Annotated in this window: 22 protein-coding genes; 4 read left to right on the forward strand and 18 right to left on the reverse strand. The window is 66.9% G+C overall.

Annotation, left to right across the window (positions count from 1 at the left end; genetic code table 11):
• Positions 1-131 precede the first annotated feature (131 nt).
• The 4 genes from AB0H88_RS45720 to AB0H88_RS45735 form a co-directional block, all read right to left on the reverse strand.
• Positions 132-962 carry an alpha/beta hydrolase gene (locus tag AB0H88_RS45720; RefSeq protein ID WP_357655435.1) on the reverse strand — a complete coding sequence of 277 codons (831 nt, stop codon included), beginning with the start codon at positions 960-962 and terminating at the stop codon, positions 132-134.
• Positions 959-1,396, reverse strand: coding sequence for a MarR family transcriptional regulator (locus AB0H88_RS45725; RefSeq protein WP_357655438.1), 438 nt, complete (start codon positions 1,394-1,396; stop codon positions 959-961). The genes AB0H88_RS45720 and AB0H88_RS45725 overlap by 4 nt, the downstream gene beginning before the upstream one ends.
• 81 nt (positions 1,397-1,477) lie before the next feature.
• Positions 1,478-1,972 carry a DinB family protein gene (locus tag AB0H88_RS45730; RefSeq protein ID WP_357655440.1) on the reverse strand — a complete coding sequence of 165 codons (495 nt, stop codon included), beginning with the start codon at positions 1,970-1,972 and terminating at the stop codon, positions 1,478-1,480.
• 4 nt (positions 1,973-1,976) lie between these two features.
• On the reverse strand, positions 1,977-2,660 hold the full coding sequence (locus AB0H88_RS45735; protein WP_357655443.1) for a class I SAM-dependent methyltransferase: 684 nt from the start codon (positions 2,658-2,660) through the stop codon (positions 1,977-1,979).
• Positions 2,661-2,777: 117 nt separating this feature from the next.
• Here AB0H88_RS45735 and AB0H88_RS45740 point away from each other — a divergent pair, with 117 nt between their 5' ends.
• Positions 2,778-3,356, forward strand: a complete 579-nt coding sequence (locus tag AB0H88_RS45740) for an XRE family transcriptional regulator (RefSeq protein WP_357655446.1) — start codon at positions 2,778-2,780, stop codon at positions 3,354-3,356.
• Between the two features lie 13 nt (positions 3,357-3,369).
• Here the strand turns inward: AB0H88_RS45740 and AB0H88_RS45745 are convergent, their stop codons facing one another.
• The gene (locus tag AB0H88_RS45745; protein ID WP_357655449.1) at positions 3,370-3,753 is read right to left on the reverse strand and encodes a DUF4440 domain-containing protein; all 384 of its coding nucleotides are present in this window, start codon (positions 3,751-3,753) and stop codon (positions 3,370-3,372) included.
• Between the two features lie 62 nt (positions 3,754-3,815).
• Between AB0H88_RS45745 and AB0H88_RS45750 the strand changes: the two genes are divergently transcribed.
• A complete protein-coding gene (locus AB0H88_RS45750) occupies positions 3,816-4,208 on the forward strand; it encodes a helix-turn-helix domain-containing protein (protein WP_357655452.1) in 393 nt (130 codons plus the stop codon).
• Between the two features lie 467 nt (positions 4,209-4,675).
• Here the strand turns inward: AB0H88_RS45750 and AB0H88_RS45755 are convergent, their stop codons facing one another.
• The 9 genes from AB0H88_RS45755 to AB0H88_RS45795 all read right to left on the reverse strand — a co-directional run bounded on the left by AB0H88_RS45755 (position 4,676) and on the right by AB0H88_RS45795 (position 10,575).
• Complete coding sequence (locus AB0H88_RS45755; protein WP_357655454.1) at positions 4,676-4,996, reverse strand: GYD domain-containing protein; 321 nt, start codon at positions 4,994-4,996, stop codon at positions 4,676-4,678.
• 189 nt (positions 4,997-5,185) lie between these two features.
• Positions 5,186-5,734, reverse strand: coding sequence for an RICIN domain-containing protein (locus AB0H88_RS45760; protein ID WP_357655457.1), 549 nt, complete (start codon positions 5,732-5,734; stop codon positions 5,186-5,188).
• A 149-nt stretch (positions 5,735-5,883) separates the two neighbouring features.
• The gene (locus AB0H88_RS45765) at positions 5,884-6,651 is read right to left on the reverse strand and encodes a DUF4328 domain-containing protein (protein ID WP_357655460.1); all 768 of its coding nucleotides are present in this window, start codon (positions 6,649-6,651) and stop codon (positions 5,884-5,886) included.
• 305 nt (positions 6,652-6,956) lie between these two features.
• Positions 6,957-7,631: a hypothetical protein gene (locus AB0H88_RS45770; protein ID WP_357655461.1), complete on the reverse strand. Its 675-nt coding sequence runs from the start codon at positions 7,629-7,631 to the stop codon at positions 6,957-6,959.
• Between the two features lie 238 nt (positions 7,632-7,869).
• Positions 7,870-8,073 (reverse strand): hypothetical protein, encoded by a 204-nt coding sequence (locus tag AB0H88_RS45775; RefSeq protein WP_357655464.1) that lies wholly within the window; start codon positions 8,071-8,073, stop codon positions 7,870-7,872.
• A 41-nt stretch (positions 8,074-8,114) separates the two neighbouring features.
• Positions 8,115-8,507 (reverse strand): hypothetical protein, encoded by a 393-nt coding sequence (locus AB0H88_RS45780; protein ID WP_357655466.1) that lies wholly within the window; start codon positions 8,505-8,507, stop codon positions 8,115-8,117.
• A gap of 106 nt (positions 8,508-8,613) precedes the next feature.
• Positions 8,614-9,405 carry a phosphatase PAP2 family protein gene (locus AB0H88_RS45785; RefSeq protein ID WP_357655469.1) on the reverse strand — a complete coding sequence of 264 codons (792 nt, stop codon included), beginning with the start codon at positions 9,403-9,405 and terminating at the stop codon, positions 8,614-8,616.
• A 106-nt stretch (positions 9,406-9,511) separates the two neighbouring features.
• Positions 9,512-9,772 carry a hypothetical protein gene (locus tag AB0H88_RS45790; RefSeq protein WP_349448871.1) on the reverse strand — a complete coding sequence of 87 codons (261 nt, stop codon included), beginning with the start codon at positions 9,770-9,772 and terminating at the stop codon, positions 9,512-9,514.
• Positions 9,769-10,575, reverse strand: coding sequence for a phytanoyl-CoA dioxygenase family protein (locus AB0H88_RS45795; RefSeq protein WP_357655472.1), 807 nt, complete (start codon positions 10,573-10,575; stop codon positions 9,769-9,771). The genes AB0H88_RS45790 and AB0H88_RS45795 overlap by 4 nt, the downstream gene beginning before the upstream one ends.
• A gap of 90 nt (positions 10,576-10,665) precedes the next feature.
• Between AB0H88_RS45795 and AB0H88_RS45800 the strand changes: the two genes are divergently transcribed.
• Both AB0H88_RS45800 and AB0H88_RS45805 read left to right on the forward strand, forming a co-directional pair.
• Complete coding sequence (locus AB0H88_RS45800; RefSeq protein ID WP_357655475.1) at positions 10,666-11,424, forward strand: helix-turn-helix transcriptional regulator; 759 nt, start codon at positions 10,666-10,668, stop codon at positions 11,422-11,424.
• A 152-nt stretch (positions 11,425-11,576) separates the two neighbouring features.
• Positions 11,577-12,335: a DUF4184 family protein gene (locus AB0H88_RS45805; RefSeq protein WP_357655477.1), complete on the forward strand. Its 759-nt coding sequence runs from the start codon at positions 11,577-11,579 to the stop codon at positions 12,333-12,335.
• 103 nt (positions 12,336-12,438) lie between these two features.
• Here the strand turns inward: AB0H88_RS45805 and AB0H88_RS45810 are convergent, their stop codons facing one another.
• The 4 genes from AB0H88_RS45810 to AB0H88_RS45825 form a co-directional block, all read right to left on the reverse strand.
• The gene (locus AB0H88_RS45810) at positions 12,439-13,623 is read right to left on the reverse strand and encodes an FAD-dependent oxidoreductase (RefSeq protein WP_357655479.1); all 1,185 of its coding nucleotides are present in this window, start codon (positions 13,621-13,623) and stop codon (positions 12,439-12,441) included.
• Between the two features lie 81 nt (positions 13,624-13,704).
• Positions 13,705-14,646 (reverse strand): RNA polymerase sigma factor SigJ, encoded by a 942-nt coding sequence (gene sigJ, locus AB0H88_RS45815; RefSeq protein WP_357655482.1) that lies wholly within the window; start codon positions 14,644-14,646, stop codon positions 13,705-13,707.
• A gap of 80 nt (positions 14,647-14,726) precedes the next feature.
• Positions 14,727-14,981, reverse strand: coding sequence for a DUF6461 domain-containing protein (locus AB0H88_RS45820; RefSeq protein ID WP_357655485.1), 255 nt, complete (start codon positions 14,979-14,981; stop codon positions 14,727-14,729).
• A 258-nt stretch (positions 14,982-15,239) separates the two neighbouring features.
• Positions 15,240-15,686 carry a hypothetical protein gene (locus tag AB0H88_RS45825; protein ID WP_357655487.1) on the reverse strand — a complete coding sequence of 149 codons (447 nt, stop codon included), beginning with the start codon at positions 15,684-15,686 and terminating at the stop codon, positions 15,240-15,242.
• Positions 15,687-15,937: the final 251 nt, after the last annotated feature.

The raw sequence follows: 15,937 nt of genomic DNA on the forward strand, positions 1-15,937 counted from the left end.
GCTCACGAATTAGCGGGATCAGTCGTTCCTGAAGTTCGATCGCTTCCATTGCCGCCCTCTCCACCAGAAACCGGCGATCAGGCCGCTGAGCCCGCGGCTGCGATCGGCTACTTCTGTCAGCCCGGGGTTTATCAACGGAGGAATGCCAGCGCCCGCTCGGCTACAACGACAGCCGATTTCCCTTCGGGCCCGAAATGATTGAGGCCGTCCAAGGTTTCGAGCGTGACGTCAGGAAGGGTGTCGCGTACAGCGTCGAACTCCTCCCTGCTCGCGCGCGAGCTACGGCCCCCGCAAAGGAGCAGCACCGACGCGGTAACGGCCGAGAACGCGGCAAGCCGGCCCTGTTGGGCTGCCACCTGCTCGTGCTCGGCCAGATTGGCCTCCAGAAGGGGCCGCATCCGCTGCCAGCTCGGTCCCCGGAATCCCACCCGTAACGCCATGCGCAGATACCAGTAGGGCAGCTTGGCCATGAAGGCCGGTGCGCCGCCCGAGCCTCGGATGAAGTGAACGAAGGCGCCATAAGGATCGCCCGCGGCCAGCCGCTCCCGGTATGGGGCCATCCAGCCGGTGGGGACATGACCAGCGGGCACTCCCGGCTCATAGACCGCGATGCGATCGAAGACCTGGAACGACCGTGCGGTCTCCAGGATGACGAGTCCCCCGTAGCTGTGACCGAACGCCAACCGCGCCCCGGTCTCCGCCTGGACGGCACGGAGGTCTTCGACTTCCTTCCCCAAGGCGTACTGGGCTCCCTGAGGGCCGCTGGCGCCGCGCCCCCGCCGTTCGACGAGATGCACCGTGAAGGAGCGGGCCAACGCCGAGGCCAACGGCAGGTAGTCCTGTGCGGTTCGCAGAGCGCCACCGAGCACGATGAGGCCCGGCCCGGCGCCCATCGTCTGATAGCCGATCTGCGTGCCGTCGGCTGAGAAGAGCGCGCGCTGGCGCACCGGCAGGGGACTCACTTGGCCCCCTCCCGCTCCACGTGGTCAAACGTCGCCAGCAGCTGCGCGGTGTGCTTCGCGTACTCGTCGTACGGCACGCCGCTGTGTGTCACGAGTGCGGCCAACCGTTCTTCGAATCCGTGCTGGACCGAGGCCACCAACTGCTTCCCCTTGTCCGTGAGGCTCAGCCGCCGACGGCGCCCCCCACCCGGATCGGGCTGGACGTCGAGAAGTCCATCGGCGGCAAGGACAGCGGTCATCCGGCTTACCGACGGCTCGGTCACGCCGAGGTGGTCGGCCAGGGCTCGTTGCGTCGAGGCGCCCAGCTCCCCTACCAGGGTCAGCGCCAGGAAACGGCTGTAGGACACGTTGTACTCCGCCCGCAGGATCCGATCGGCGGACCGGTCCAGGCGGGCGGTGAGCACATGCAGGTTGAAACTCAGATTGCGTTCCACTCTACTAACTTAACATTCTAACTTAGAACTGCAAGTTGCAATGTGGACGGGCACATGCACCGCGCGCCGTTAACCGACTGGTCAGCGGCCGGTGGATCCATCGATCTGCTCGCGAAGGATGTCGGCGTGGCCGGCGTGGCGGCCGGTCTCTTCGATCATGTGCACCAGCACCCAGCGCATCGACGGTGCCGGCCCTGGGCGCGAGGATCGCGGGGCAGGAAGGGCCAGATCTGGGCAGGCGTCGATGACCTGGTTCGCTCGCTCGACGGTCTTCCGGTAGTCGGCGAGCACGCCGTCGACGGTGTCCGCCGCGGACGGCCGCATGGTCGCGCGCCAGTCTCCGGCATCCTCACCGAGGAAGTAGAACCGCTCGACGAACGCCAGATGCTTGACCAGCCCGAGAAGGTTGGTGCCCGAGGACACTCCGGCCGTACGGACCTGCGGTTCAGGCACGCCCGCGACCTTGTCCGCGACCGCGTTCCGCAGATAGTCGAGGAAGCCCCGCAGGGTGGCCTTCTCGTCGGCGCCGGTCCGCGGCGGCGTGGTGTCCTTCGTCCTTGTCCTGGATCGCCGCATCAAGTCACTCTCCTGTGGTTCCGGCGGTTCGCTGGACGAGCAGGATGTTGTCGATGACGGTGGCGGTCTCACCGGCGGGTCCGGTGGCCCGGCGGCGGGGCATGTCGGCGCGCAGGACGGACCAGTGCGCGGGGTCGAGATCGAGTTCGGCGGCGATCTCGGTGGGTGTGGGGTACTGGATGTCGGGGTCCTGGTTCCATGACCAGGGCGCGGTGGAGCCGTGGTCGACGATCAGCAGTACACCGCCGGGGCGCAGGGCCTGTGCGGCGGTGCGCAGGACTCGGCTGCGGAGTAGCGGGAACGGGGTTTGGAAGTACTGGGCGGAGACGAGATCGAACTGGCCGGACGGGAAGCTTCTGGCCAGATCGTGCTGTTCGGTGGCGACCCGGTCCGCGACGCCGAGATCGCGGGCGCGTTCCCGTACCCGTTCGACGGCGGTGGTGGAGATGTCCACAGCGGTGACGTGCCAGCCCCGCTGGGCGAGCCAGATGGTGTCGCCTCCGGCGCCGCAGCCCAGGTCGAGGGCGGCGCCGGGGCGCAACGGTTCGGCGGTCTCGGCGAGCAGCGGGTTGACGCGTGCGTCCCAGGTACGCCGCGTGCGGTAGTGCCGCTCCCAGAACAGCTCGGCGTCCTCGTCCATCGCCCCCTGGTCGCCCGTAGCGGGTCGTCGGCGTCGGTTGGAATCCATGTGAGTTGCCCCTTCGTGGGTCGTGATACGCACCTTCGGCGCCGGTGATGTACGACAGCATCGCCACCGCCGTTTCTCGCTTGCAAGAAAAGTTGCGGATCCGCATTATCGGGAGGCATGGACAACCCCGCAGAAGACGTGTTGGCCGGAGTCGGGCCGCGTCTGCGCGCCCTGCGCAAGGCGCGGAGCACCACGCTGGCGGCGCTGGCCGGCGAGACCGGCCTCACGGCGAGCACTCTGTCCCGTCTCGAGAACGGCAAGCTCCGCCCCACACTGGAGCAGCTATTGCCGCTGGCCCGGGCGCACGGCGTCCCGCTCGATGACCTCGTCGCAGCCCCGCCCACCGGCGACCCGCGCATCCACCTGCGGCCAGTGCGGCGATCCGGGCTGGTGATGGTGCCACTGACCAGGCGGCCTGGCGGTATCCAGGCATACAAGGTGATCTATCCACCCGCCGGCCGAGTGCCCACGATGAACCTGCGGACCCACGAGGGATACGAGTGGTTCTACGTCCTCAACGGACACGTCAGGCTCGTACTCGGCGAGCAGGAGTTCCGGCTCGGCGTCGGCGAGGCCGCGGAGTTCGACACCCACGTACCACACTGGATCGGCAGCGCCGACAGCCAGCCCGCCGAGGTGCTCACCCTGTTCGGCGCGCAGGGAGAGCGCGCCCATCTGGCACCGGCCAGGCGCTGACCATCTCAACGGATCACGGTTTCACGCCGAAAGGGTTGTCGATGGCGTATAGCCAGCGCCCGTCTTGCCCGCGTCGGGCGACATCGGTGGCGGTGCCCTCGATGTGTACGGGGCGGCCATCACGATCCGTCCCGTCGATGACCCAGTCGACGATCAGCAAAGCGATGTCACCGGCGGTGTAGACGTGTCGCGGCCGAACGGCGATCGGCAGCCCGAGACTCAAGAATCGCTCATTGGCGGCATGGGCCTCCTGCCCGGTCAGCGGTGAGCCCGGCTCCGGGACGAACACCGCACCGCTCTCATAGACTTCCGCCACCGCCGCCGCATCACCGGTGTTGAACCGCTCGGCGAACACCGCAGGCACGTCCTCGGGGCGTTCAGCAAGCTGCCGCATCATCGATGCATGTCCTTCCAGCAGGTAGAAATCAGTAAGACGCGGCAACGCTAGGAGACGCCCTCGTGACTCACCAAACGGTTGGCTACCCAGCCCAGCCAGGCTTGCCCGACGACCCTCGCGCCAACGTCACCCAACCCACCCCCTCCTGCCCGGTGGAGATCACCCTCGCGGCCCTGCATGGCCGCTGGACGACCCTGGTGATCCGCGAATTCCTGCACGGCGATCGCACTTTCACCGAACTCCGCCATGCCCTGCCCGCGCTGTCGGACAAGGTCCTGTCCGATCGGCTGGCGCACCTGACGGAAGCCGGGGTGCTCGCTCGCCACCGTCAGCCTGGCTGGCCGCCCCGGGTCTACTACACACTCACCTCACACGGGCGTCAGCTCGGCCCCGTTCTGCAAGCCCTATGGGATTGGGGCGCGGAGCACCAACTCCCTTCGACCGAAACCCGATAGCGTCGGCCCCGCGATATCGTCGAAAGCGTTGCGCCCAACAGCACTGACCTTGTCGTGATCGCTCGCCTCTGCTTATGTGTTCGGAGTGAGCCATGATTCCGTTAGGGGCAGGCTTCTCGAACTTGTTCCGGCGAAGGTGAACCCGGCAGGCGGGAAGGAGTGACTGCGTCACCTATGAGGGCGGCAACATAACGGAATGCATTGGCGGGCTTTCGGAGGAAAAGATGAGCGCCGCATCGGGACTGATCGCGCTGGTGCTACTTGTCATCCAGATAGTGCTGATCATCCTGGTGAACCGGCGCATCCGCGCCCGCTCGTAACGAGGACCTGCTGGGGGCGGACGACATCCGAACGCAACACGATGGGCCCGTCACCACGTTTCCGCTGGCGACGGGCCTCCAGGACCGTCATGCTGGAGCCCGCTCCCCTAGCTTGGAGCAGTCCAGGTGCTCGCAATCACCCGGCCGTCACGCGCCAGGAGCCCGGTATGCCACCTCCATCCGCGCGGCATCGTCGATCTCCTCTGGCGTCAGCAGGACAGCCGTCTTCGTTCGTACCGCCCCGGTCGCCGATATCGTGAGCCCCACAGCGGCCGAGGCCGCGTTGCTCGGCAGCTCGACGATCACATAGGTGTCCGTCTCGCCGAACGCGAAATACATCTGCTCGACCCGCCCGCCGACGCTTTCTGCCATACGCTCCACCGCTTGCCGGCGTCCGGTGCCGCCATCTCGCAGCACTCCTTTGAGGCCATCAGCGGTGTAGGTCGCCTGGATCATGTACTTAGGCATGGTCGAGTTCCTCTTCTCGTGCCGCCATCCTGCGCTGGGCGGCCATTGCGGTCACGAGGTCGAAATACTCGGCTTAGGGCGACGGTAATCCCTCCTGCTGTACTGGTTTTCCTCTGCCGCAGGCTGTACTGGTTTTCCTCTTCCGCAGGCTTCTCGGAATCAGAGCGTGGCTTGTCCGGACGCGGGGGCTCAGCCGTAGTAGTCGCGGATTTCCCAGAAGCGGGAGGGGTGGCCGTCACAGGTGTACTGGACGGCCTCGACGTTGTTCTCGGTGCTGACGCCGCCGGCGATGGTCAGGCATTTGCCGGTCTGGACGTTCCGGAATTGGAGGTGTTGGCCGATCTGACTGCCAAGCGCCCAGTAGCGCGAAGGGTGGGTGTCGCAGGTGTACTGGAGGGCGACGATGTTGTTCTCGGTGCTGACGCCGCCGGCGATGGTCAGGCATTTGCCGGTCTGACGGTTCTTGACCTGCAGGGCCGCACTGGAGTAGCCCCAGATGTCCCAGCGGCGGGAGGGGTGGCTGTCGCAGGTGTACTGGACGGCGTGGACGTTGTTCTCGGTACTGACGCCGCCGGCGATGGTCAGGCACTTGCCGGTCTGCCAGTTCACGAGCTGGACGTTCGACGCGGCCCAGACGGCCGTGGACGACGGCGCGGCGGATGCCGGGGTGGCGCTGGTCGCGCCGAGGACGAGGAGGGGAGCGATGACGGCTGCCGTGCGAAGGTTGTGTGACTTCATGTAACCCAGCGTGCTGGCGTGGGGCCAGCATGGCGTGAGTACCGCATACTCAATGTGTGTGCCCTGGGGCGGGCTGCTCTGGGAGGCTGTGGCTTGGTCTGGCCCCCGTCCTGCCGGATAGGGGCCAATGCCGGCCTTCGGCACGACCGTCAGTACCCCGGGTAGCCACCGCCAGGAGCACTGGGCGCCACGCCACCGGGAGGCATTCCGCCAGGAGGCATGCCTCCGTAGGCCATGTCGGCGGCGGCCGCCGCGCGGTGTTCTTCTTGAGCCTCGGTAATCTTGCGGATGACGCCGATCGCCAGCACGGCCGCGATGAGCATCAGCACGATGCTCACCACGTCGAACCGCGCGGCGGCGGCCAGCGACTCCAACTCCTCGGCCTTGAACAGCAGGCGGCTCCCCACGTTGGTCACCCAGCTGCCGATCAGCCAAGCCGCCCACCAGGCGTTGAACAGCCCCCGCGGAGGCGAGGGGACGCGGGAGGAGGCGTACCAGATATCGTCCACGATCTGCTTGGGGAACCAGAAGTTGACGATCGGCACCACCCAGCCGAAGATCAGCCACGGCTGGCCGCGCCGGTGGCCGCCGGGTGAAAGGATCTCGGCGTTCACCCTGACCTTGAACAACCACACCAGGAACGCCACGATGGCCACGACGTAGACGACCGCCTCGAGGATGCCGGACAGGCCGTAGACGAGGTCGGCCGTGTCGATCTCCGCCTCGGACACGGAGTCGACGTCAACGACCATGCGGTCCACGAACGAGGCGTACCAGAGGTCGATCCCGGCCGCGACGATGCCGACGAGGGAGTCGCACACCAGAGCCACCACGGCGAAGATGGCGACGCCGCGGACCGGGCGCAACGGCATCGGCGGCGGCGGGTAGCCAGGGTGGGAGGGGGGTGGCGGATACATGGCGGGGCCTTTCAGAATTGGGCGAATCAGCATGTCGGGCTAGGAACCAGGAAAGAATCAATTGTCCGACCCGGCATCCTTTTGCGATAAAGCCGGACTTTCGGTATTTATCATGGTGAAAGTTGGCCCCGGTACGTCCCTCGCCCGTTCGCTGTCGGACTCTGGAGCCTCCGGTACATCGGCGTTCGTTCTATCAGCTCCAGTAGTTGAAACCAACCTATTTAGGCACTTGGCCTAGCAAGATACGCAGAGTCACCGCCTGCTCCGTTCAGGTGGCTCCCAGGAGTCCAGCCGAGCGCGCACGGTCAGTTGCCGGTCAGGAGAAACCTCGCAGCCAGTTCGTCGGCCAGCTCAGCGATGCCTCGAGAGCCGTCGACATCCAGGACCGGCAGGTCCTGCTTGAGAGCTTGGCGTCGTACCTCGTCGTCCCAGAGCTCGTCGCGGCCCAGCCGATTCACCATCGCCTCAGCGTGGTCGCAGTTTCCCCAGTTGGCTCGTGCTCGGGCTGGGTCAGCGAATCGGCTGCCCAATGCATGGCGCCGGAATTCGGGTGTTGGCAGGAAAAATACGGCTTGCTCACGCCACGTCAGCAATGGTGCGATGTGTTCGGGCAGGGTACGGAAATCGTCGACCAGCACAAGGCGGTCGGTTGGCAGGGTGAGCAGGTCTTCGATGACGAGTCCGATGGTCTCGCCGTGCAGACTGGGCATGCTCTGGAAGATCTCTTCCGGCGTGCGGTCCGTCCATCTCTGTTCCGGGGGTGTTCGCAGCAGCGCGCACATGTAGGGATGTCGTTGCGGGGAGCACCGCTGGACGTAGTGATGTTCGGCCAGATCGCCGTCATAAACGACGACGTCATAGCGTTCGGCCAAGACCTGGCTGAGGGTGCTCTTGCCCGCGCCGGTACCTCCGGCGATCCAGCGGACATGAGCGAGCCGACGGACGAGATGAGCAAAGTCAGGTTCGTTCAGGCTGGTCATGCCCATCAGTCTCACAAGATCGAGCAGCTAGAAACAGTCTTGTTCTCGCGTCCCTTGCCGGTGAAGACTGAAGGAGAGGGACGGTTCGTACATGCCGCCGCCGCTCGACACAGGCCTCTTCGTCCCCGACCCGGGCTCCCCGCCAACTCCGGCGGGATATGGGCGCGTACATCTACACAAGATCAGACGCTGTGATCCCGTGTCAGGGCTCGAACGCAGAACCTTCGAGTCCATGGCTCTAGGAGTAGAAGCCCCGCCCGTACTGCTCGCGGCGTTTCACGAAATCTCCGGGACGTGCCTCCCGAAGGCGCTCGTAGCGCTGAGCAAGCCTATCGATGGCTTCGTGGATGGTGTCACCAAACTGCTCGCGCATGATCACCAAGGCAGGAAGGATACGCTCAGCCAGAATGTGATCATCGATGGCTTCCCAAGGATCTCCCACGAGCCCATCCTCTCACCGCCAGCTGGGGAAATGGACGGCGATCAAGCGTCCGATCTGGTCGTCCAAGGGGTTGGAGGCATGATGTCCAGAGCGCGGCTGGCGAGAACCCTCAAGCGCTCCCAGGTGGGGTGACTCTGCAACCCCTCGTCGTTCCACGGCCGTGGGCCTTCGTCTGTGAGGTCGACGGTAAGCCGATCGATCTCGTCGAGATATCCCGAGAGTTCGTCAGTGATCCATCCGGCTTCCCGCGACAGCCAGCGCGCCCCATAGACATTGTCGAAATCAAGTGCCAGCTCATCTGGGAGCATCACTGACCCAAGCCACTCGATCTGGTCGGCGGCCGACCACGCCAAATGCCCCAGGACCTCTCGTAGGTGGCCCCAGTGGCCTCTGGCCATCGCCTCGGCCTCGTCCTCGTCGCCTGACTGCCGCACGGGTTCATTCTGCTGTACGCCGCACAAACCCAACCGTCCTGATGTCGGGTAGCCAGAGCGTATTGCTGCGCCCCGGCCCCCTCAGGACCGGAGTCCGCGGGCGCGCTCAATCTCGAGCACGCCGGCGCTCGGCGAGGTGGCCCCACGCTGATGCGACCGCGATGGAGACGAGCAGCAACACGGCGCTTCCGGCGATGTCGAGCACATAATGGTTCCCCGTGATGAGCACGACTGCGGTCATGCCCAGCGGAAAGATCCACGGCAGCAACGCCAGTCGCGGATGGGAGGACCGCAGCGCGCACCACGCGGCATACGCGCACCACAACGACCACCCCACGTGCATGCTGGGCATCGCTGTCAGGTTCTGGCCGTTCGCGATCTCTCGTGAGGCATGGCTGCCCAGGATGTCGTACTCGGCGATGATGTCGACGACGCCCGGTAAGGCGAACCGTGGGGGCGACATGGGCAGCGCCCAGTAGACGGGCAGCACGAGAAGGAGCATCGCGACGAGGGTCCGGCGGATCCTGACGTAGACATCGGCGTGCCGGACGAAGACCCACACCAGTACACCGACGATCACGAGGTAGTACAGGCGGTAGTAGTACACCGCCGGCTGGATGAGGGCCGGATGCTCGGTCAGCCACTGGTTCGCCCTCAGCGCGATGTCCAGGTGGACGGCCCGCTCTATGGACTGCACGGCCAGGGCGTTGGCGGTGGCGGCTGCGACGTCCTGCCCGACGGCGGCATGAAGCCATGCGAAGAGCAGGATCACGAGCAGCAGACCGGCCACTTCGACGAGTGGCGCGGGCCGCCCACCCATCTTCCCGACAAGTGCCGCTGACCGGGCACGAGCGACCAGGCTCGATAATCGGCCGGCGGCCACCTCATGTGGGCTCACGCCGGTCACCCTAACTCACCGTTCCTGAGCGACGACGGCGAAGGTCTACGTGCTCGCCCGCCTCCGGCCGCGCGGCGGCGAGCCTGAGCGGGACGGGCACCGGCCATCAGGACAGTTTCTCGAAGAAGAACTCGTGCTTGAGGAACGACGTGTCGTATTCGTGCCCCGGGTACGGCGGGATCAGCTGCGATGCCTGGAACAGCCGCCAGCCGTCGCGCAGCGCGTCCACCCCCGTCTCGTACGGCGGTTCGTCCCCGTCGCCCGCCGTCGGATCGGTACGCCCGGTGCCGTCGTAGCGGGACCATCCCACCACCGGCGCGTCGAGGGCGGAGGTGGCCAGGTAGAGAACGAGCACCTGCTGCTTCATGCGGCCCTCCCGGGGCGGTTGTTCACACGCGTCGTCCAGTAGTCGATGTCGAACGAGGGATCCGCGCTCATGGCGCGCCACAGGAGTGCCCGATTGTGGATCTCCAGCCGGCCGGTTGCCTGCTCGTACCAGGGGAAACGCCTGCCCAGCTCGTCGAGGACGGCGGGGTCGGCGAGGTCGGAGGTGTCCCACAGGAGCACCTGCGGGACGGTGGGGTTGAACCGGATCTTGAACATGTACCGCCGCACCTCGCTGTCGTTGCGCCGGCCGCCGTGCCAGATGCCGTGGTGCAGCAGCATCACCGTCCCGGCGGGGCAGGTCAGCCGGGTCTGGCCGAGCAGGTTCTGGTAGCGGCCGGTGTCGCTCTCGTTGACGCGGCGCAGGTGGCTGCCGGGCACCACGAGGGTGCCGCCCATGTCCGTGGTGACCTCGCGGGGGTAGTACATGAGCTGCACGTCGAAGGCGTCCACGCGGGTGTCGATGATGGCGTCGGCGTGCAGCGGCTGGGCCTGTCCGCCGTGCGGCTCGCGGATGTGCACGGCATGGTGGTCGACGGTCGGGCCGGGCCCGAGGAGGGAGTGCAAGGCCCCGGCGACCTGGGGCAGCTCGATGAGGCGGCGGGCGAACGTCCCCTCGGGGAATGCCGTGTCGATCGGGGTCCCGTACGGCAGGCGCGGGATTCCCGCCTCCAGTACGTCGATCGCCTGGTCGTTGAGCTCGTCCGGGACGACCCCGTCGAGCCGCAGGTAACCGGCGGCCACGAAGCCGGCCACCTGCGCGGAGGTGAGCAAAGTGGTTCTCATGCCTCAAAGCTAGAATTGGACACTCGCCGTGTCGTGGGTTGTAATCATCAACTACTGGTTGATTTTCCCCCGCTGGTGTAGACATGCGCTGTGCGTCACCTGACGATCGCGCTCTCCGAGCCACCCGTGGTTGCCAGTGCGGGAGTGGGCGTGCACGGCGTCGTCGGCCTCCACGACGTATTTCGGCTGCCCGACCTGTGGCAACTCCACCTGTACGGCTACGCGGCCGAGCTCGTCCTGGAAAGCACCGTGCATGCCATCAAGCCGGGACACGTGAGCCTGATCCCGCCTGGCGCCGAGGTGCACTACCACTATCGGGGCAGATCAGAGCACCTGTACGCGCACTTCCGCCTGCCCGGCGCGGACGAGCGCCGCACCGTGGCGGTCATGCGGGACGCCGGCGACCAGGCCCCGGTCATCGGCGCCGCGCTGCGCCAGGCCATCGCGGCCGTCCCCGGCACCCCGGCCAGGGCGTCGGCCGAGGTGTGGTCGGTGCTCTGGCGGGTGGCGAGCCTGCCCGTGGTCGGCAGCCGGCCCGCCGTGGTGGCCGCGGCGATCGAGTACATCGAGGCGAACCTGGCCGCACCGCTGACCGTACCGGACGTCGCCAGGGCCGCCGGTGTCTCGCACAACCACCTCACCCGGCTGTTCCGCGCCCAGAGCGGTGACACGGTGGTCGCCTACATCCGCCGCCGCCGGCTGTCACGGGCGCTGCACTTGCTGCGCGAGTCGACGCTGGCGATTCCCGCGATCGCCGCGGCAGTGGGGATCGCGGACCTGCAGGCGTTCAACAAGGCGTGCCGCCGTGAGCTGGGCGCCTCGCCCCGCGTCCTGCGCACGCGGCGATAGTTGCGCGGGCGGAGGTCGTGTCAGGCCGACGCCGCCTCGACACCGCCTCGACACCGCCTCGAAGCCGCCTCGAAGCCGCCTCGAAGCCGCCTCGAAGCCGCGAAGATATCGATATAGATCATCGTCCGGACGGCGAGTGCCGATAATGGCGTGTGCCGTTCACGCTGAGCCATGTCGCCGCGATCCTGCCGGTGCGGCGGTGGTTGCCGCCCTCGGCGCTGGCGGTCGGGACGGTGATACCTGATCTGCCGTACTACCTGCCGCTGCCGTTCTCCTCGGCGAGCACGCACGCATGGTGGGGGCTGCTGGTGGGGGTGCCGTCGGGCGCGGTGCTGCTGATGCTGTTTTACCAGGTGCTCCGTGCGCCGCTGGTCGCGTTGGCCCCGGCCGGGGTGCGCGCCCGGCTGCCCGTCGCGCCGCGGCCGGCGCCCGTGGCGGCGGTGGCGGCGCTGGTCGCCGGAATGGTCACGCACCTGGTCTGGGACGGGTTCACGCAGGTCGGCGGGTTCGCGGTGGCGCACTGGCAGGTGCTGCGGCTACCGGTCATCGGCCCGCATCGTGTGTTCAACGTGCTCATGTACGCCAGTTCGGCAGGCGGTCTGGCGGCCCTGGCCGGATGGTTCGCGCTCTGGTACCGGCGAACCCCGGTCCGGTCGGAACGGCTGCCCGGGGTGGCGGGTCGCATACGCGGCGCGTTGCTGGCCACGGTCACGGTGGCCGCGATCGCCGGTGCCGCCGCCGGGGCGGTGACCGACCGCGCCGCGGTGAGCGGCTACGACCTGGTTCGGAGCATGATCCTGAGAGGCGCCGACGGGGCCGCTGTGATACTTGCCTGCTACGTACTCGCCTGGCACGGGCGGAACATGATGAGCACCCGACGGGCGGCGCGTGACGCGGGCCCGCCAGCCTGAGCGTTTCGCGTGGCGGCCGACACGGTTCCGGCTGGTGGCCAAGCCTTAGCCCAGCTGGAGCCGGACGGCCCCTCACCGCAATGATCGTCGTCCACAACGATGTTCACGCAGTCTCCTGCAGCAGCGTCTGCTCATGCGTAACGCGGTGGCGCCGGGTCGGCATCCCGACTGTCGGGTTGGCGACGCTCCATGCGGCGCTCTTGCAGATCAGTTCCTTGTAGACGGCGGCCAGTCGGCCGGTCAGGACCGCCTGCTTGGCACGGTCATCGTCTGCGACGTACTGGATCAGGCCCTCCTTGCGGCCCAGTGAGATGCACTGGTTGAAGTAGCCGATCGTCTTGTTCGGGACCTTTCGGCCGGTCAGGCGCGCCGCGAGGGCGTCGGCGGCCAGCCAGGCGGTTGGGATTCCCGAGGCGCACGACATCCGTAGCGGCTTGTCTCCGGCGCCCATCGCCATGGCCGCGTCGCCGACGGCGTACACCTCGGGGTGTGAAACCGAGCGCATGGTCTGGTCGACCACGATCTGGCCGGTGCCGGAGACCTCCAGGGAGGTCGCCTTCGCGATCGGGTGGACCGCGAAACCGGCGGCCCATACGGTGACCGCGGCGGGGATGACCTTGCCGTCGGCGGTGGTGACGTGGTCGGCTTCGACGCCGCTGATCGCGGTGTGCTCGTACGCGGTGATGCCGAGCTTGCCGAAGACCTTCCTTACGTGCTCGCGCCCCTTGGGTGAGACCCATTCGCCGAGGCTGCCGCTGATGGCCAGGGCGACGTTGAGGTCCGGGCGGGCCTCGGCGATCTCGGTGGCGGCCTCCACGCCGGTGAGGCCGCCGCCGACCACCACCACGGCCTGCCCGGCGTCGAGGCCCGCCAGGCGCTCGCGCAGCCGGAGCGCTCCGGTACGGCTGGCGATCTGGTAGGCGTGCTCGGCAGTCCCAAGTACGCCTTGGCTGTTCCAGCCGCTGCCGAGGGCGTACACGAGGGTGTCGTACTCCAGTTCTTCGGCACCGTTCGCACCGGAGATGGCGACGGTCTTGCGCTCGACGTCGACGCCGGTGACCTTCGCGAGCCTCAGTTCGACGCCGGTGCCGGCGAAGATCTCGCTGAGTGGCCGGGGCCTGAGGTCCTGGCCGGTCGCGAGCTGGTGATTGCGGACGCGTTCGACGAAGTCGGGCTCGGCGTTGACGAGGGTGATGGCGACGTCCTCGCGGCGCAGCCGCTTGGCGAGGCGGCCGGCGGCGCTGGCTCCGGTGTATCCGGCTCCGAGAACGATGACGCGGTGCTGCATTTCAGGCTCCTGTCCGGTTCGGATTTGTCACTTGAACCGGATGGCCCGCTGTTTCCTGACAGGAGCACAATGTGAGACACGTCACATCACAAGCAAGGGCTTTCCATGGCTGGCCGCCGCCCATTGCGCGGTCGCGCGTTCGAGCTTGTCGGGGTTTGCCTGGGTACGGCAGGCGCTGATGCCCTCGGCGGTGACCTCCAGGCACATGACGGCGACGACCCGGCCCTCCACGACGGCCACAACGGCGGGTTCACCATTGGCGGTCCAGGCGTAGATTTCGGGCGAGCCGCTGACGATGGCGCGCTTGGCCTCGGCGGGCTTGAGCAAGCCCCACACGAACTTCGCGACCGCGACGGCTCCCTCGAACGCCTTGGTGCGTGCCGGAACCTTCCCTCCGCCGTCGCCGATGGAGATGGCGTCCTTGGTGAGCAGGCGTACGAGCTCATCGGTCTGGCCACTGGTGGCAGCCGCGAGGAACTCCTCGACAATCCGCCGGGCCGCGGCCTCGTCGATCTCGGTTCGGGCTTTGCCGTACGCGACATGCTTCTTGGCACGGTGAAAGATCTGCTGGCTGGCCGCCTCGGTGATGTCGAGAATCTCGGCGATCTCCCGGTGCGGGTAGTCGAAGGCCTCCCGCAGCACGTACACGGCGCGTTCGTTGGGAGACAGGCGCTCCATGAGGGTGAGGACCGCGTACGAGACCGATTCGCGCTGCTCAGCGGTGTCGGCCGGGCCGAGCATCAGGTCCCCGGCGAGCAGCGGCTCGGGAAGCCATTGACCCACGTAGGTCTCGCGGCGCGCCCGCGCGGAGGTGAGCTGGTTGAGGCACAGGTTGGTGAGTACTTTCGTCAGCCATGCCTCGGGGACCTCGACGCGGTCGACGTCGGCGGCCTGCCAGCGCAGGAACGTCTCCTGCACGACGTCCTCCGCCTCGTCCGCGGAACCGAGGAGACGGTAGGCGATGGCCTCCAGACGGCGCCTCGACAGCTCGAACCGGTCCACGTCAATCACCGTTAAAGGCATGACCCGATCCTAACTGTTCAGTTGTAGATCGCTTTTGGTCCTGTGGTTACCTGGCCTTGCAGGTCACTGGGTCGGAACATTCAGTCGATCGACCCGACGATGGGCTCCTCCGCGTAGTGAGTCGATGTCAGGGTGACCCCAGTGGCCCGCGCAGCCAGCGCGATGGCGAGAGCGGCGGAAGTCCGCGTGTCAGCCTCTCCGTCCAGTGGCATGCCCAGATCCCGCATGTGGCCCAGCAGGCGGTCCGGATCGCTACCATCCCGATCGCCGGGGAAGAACGGCTCGAATCCTGTGATCACCACTCCGTCGACGGAGTAGACGAAGTACTCGTCCATGTCGGGATGGACACCACGGTCGTTGACGTGCTGCTCGAGGTGGGAAAATCCCTACCCGCGGACTGGCAGCGCCCTCGCACGCTCCTTTCAGAGCAGTGATCGGCTCTGCTTGGAGGCAACCGTTAGGCGGGGCTTGCAGCAGCCAGTCTCAAGGAGCCCAGCCCTGACCCGTACAAGGGCAAGAACAAGCCCGAACCGCAAAAGCGGCCAATCGCGCCCACGCCACGCGACCCCGGGGAACGCGCACGGGCGGCCGGCTCAGCTGCAGCGCGCGACGCGGGTCACGGAATACGGCTTGTAGACAGCGGCGTAGAACTTCTTCTTACCCTTGGTGTTGGCGTTGACCGTCATGCAACGGTACTTGGCGACCTTGTCGCCCACCGAGCCCTTCCTCACGAACATGATCTTGGCGCTGACCTTGTGGCTGCAGTGGTTGTTGAAGTAGATGGTCGCGCTCGTGTTGCCCTCGCCCCACGAGTAGTTGGCCCACTTGCCTCTGGGCTTGGAGCAACGGACGCTGTCGCGCTCGACCCCGGCTTGAGCTGACGCGGCGGTGGCTTTCGTCGCGGCGGTCTCCGCGCTCGTCCGTGCGGTGCCTGCCTGTGCGGAGACTGCCTGTGCGGAGGCTGCGGTCGCCGGTGCCAGCAGCATGGCCGTCCCGGCAGCGGAGCTGAGCAGAACGGAGGTGATCTTCTTGCGGTTCATGCTTCAACCTCATAAGAGCATTAGATCTTGGCCGAATCGACCGTATCGGCTATCCCAATATTCTGTAAAATCGAGGTCGTCAGCCCGTCAAGCAGATTGTTAGCCAGCCTCGTCCAGGCCGTGGGGACCTGGAGGGCGAAGGGTTGGAGAGACTGCGGCGCACTTGGCCGCCAGCGGCGTAGCGATCGAGAGCCGCATTGGGGCGGCGGCGCGACAAGAGGCCCCCAGCAGCGATGAGTCTCGCGGTGGTC

Source organism: Nonomuraea sp. NPDC050680 (assembly GCF_040654555.1).
In the GTDB taxonomy this organism is placed as follows: Bacteria; Actinomycetota; Actinomycetes; order Streptosporangiales; family Streptosporangiaceae; genus Nonomuraea.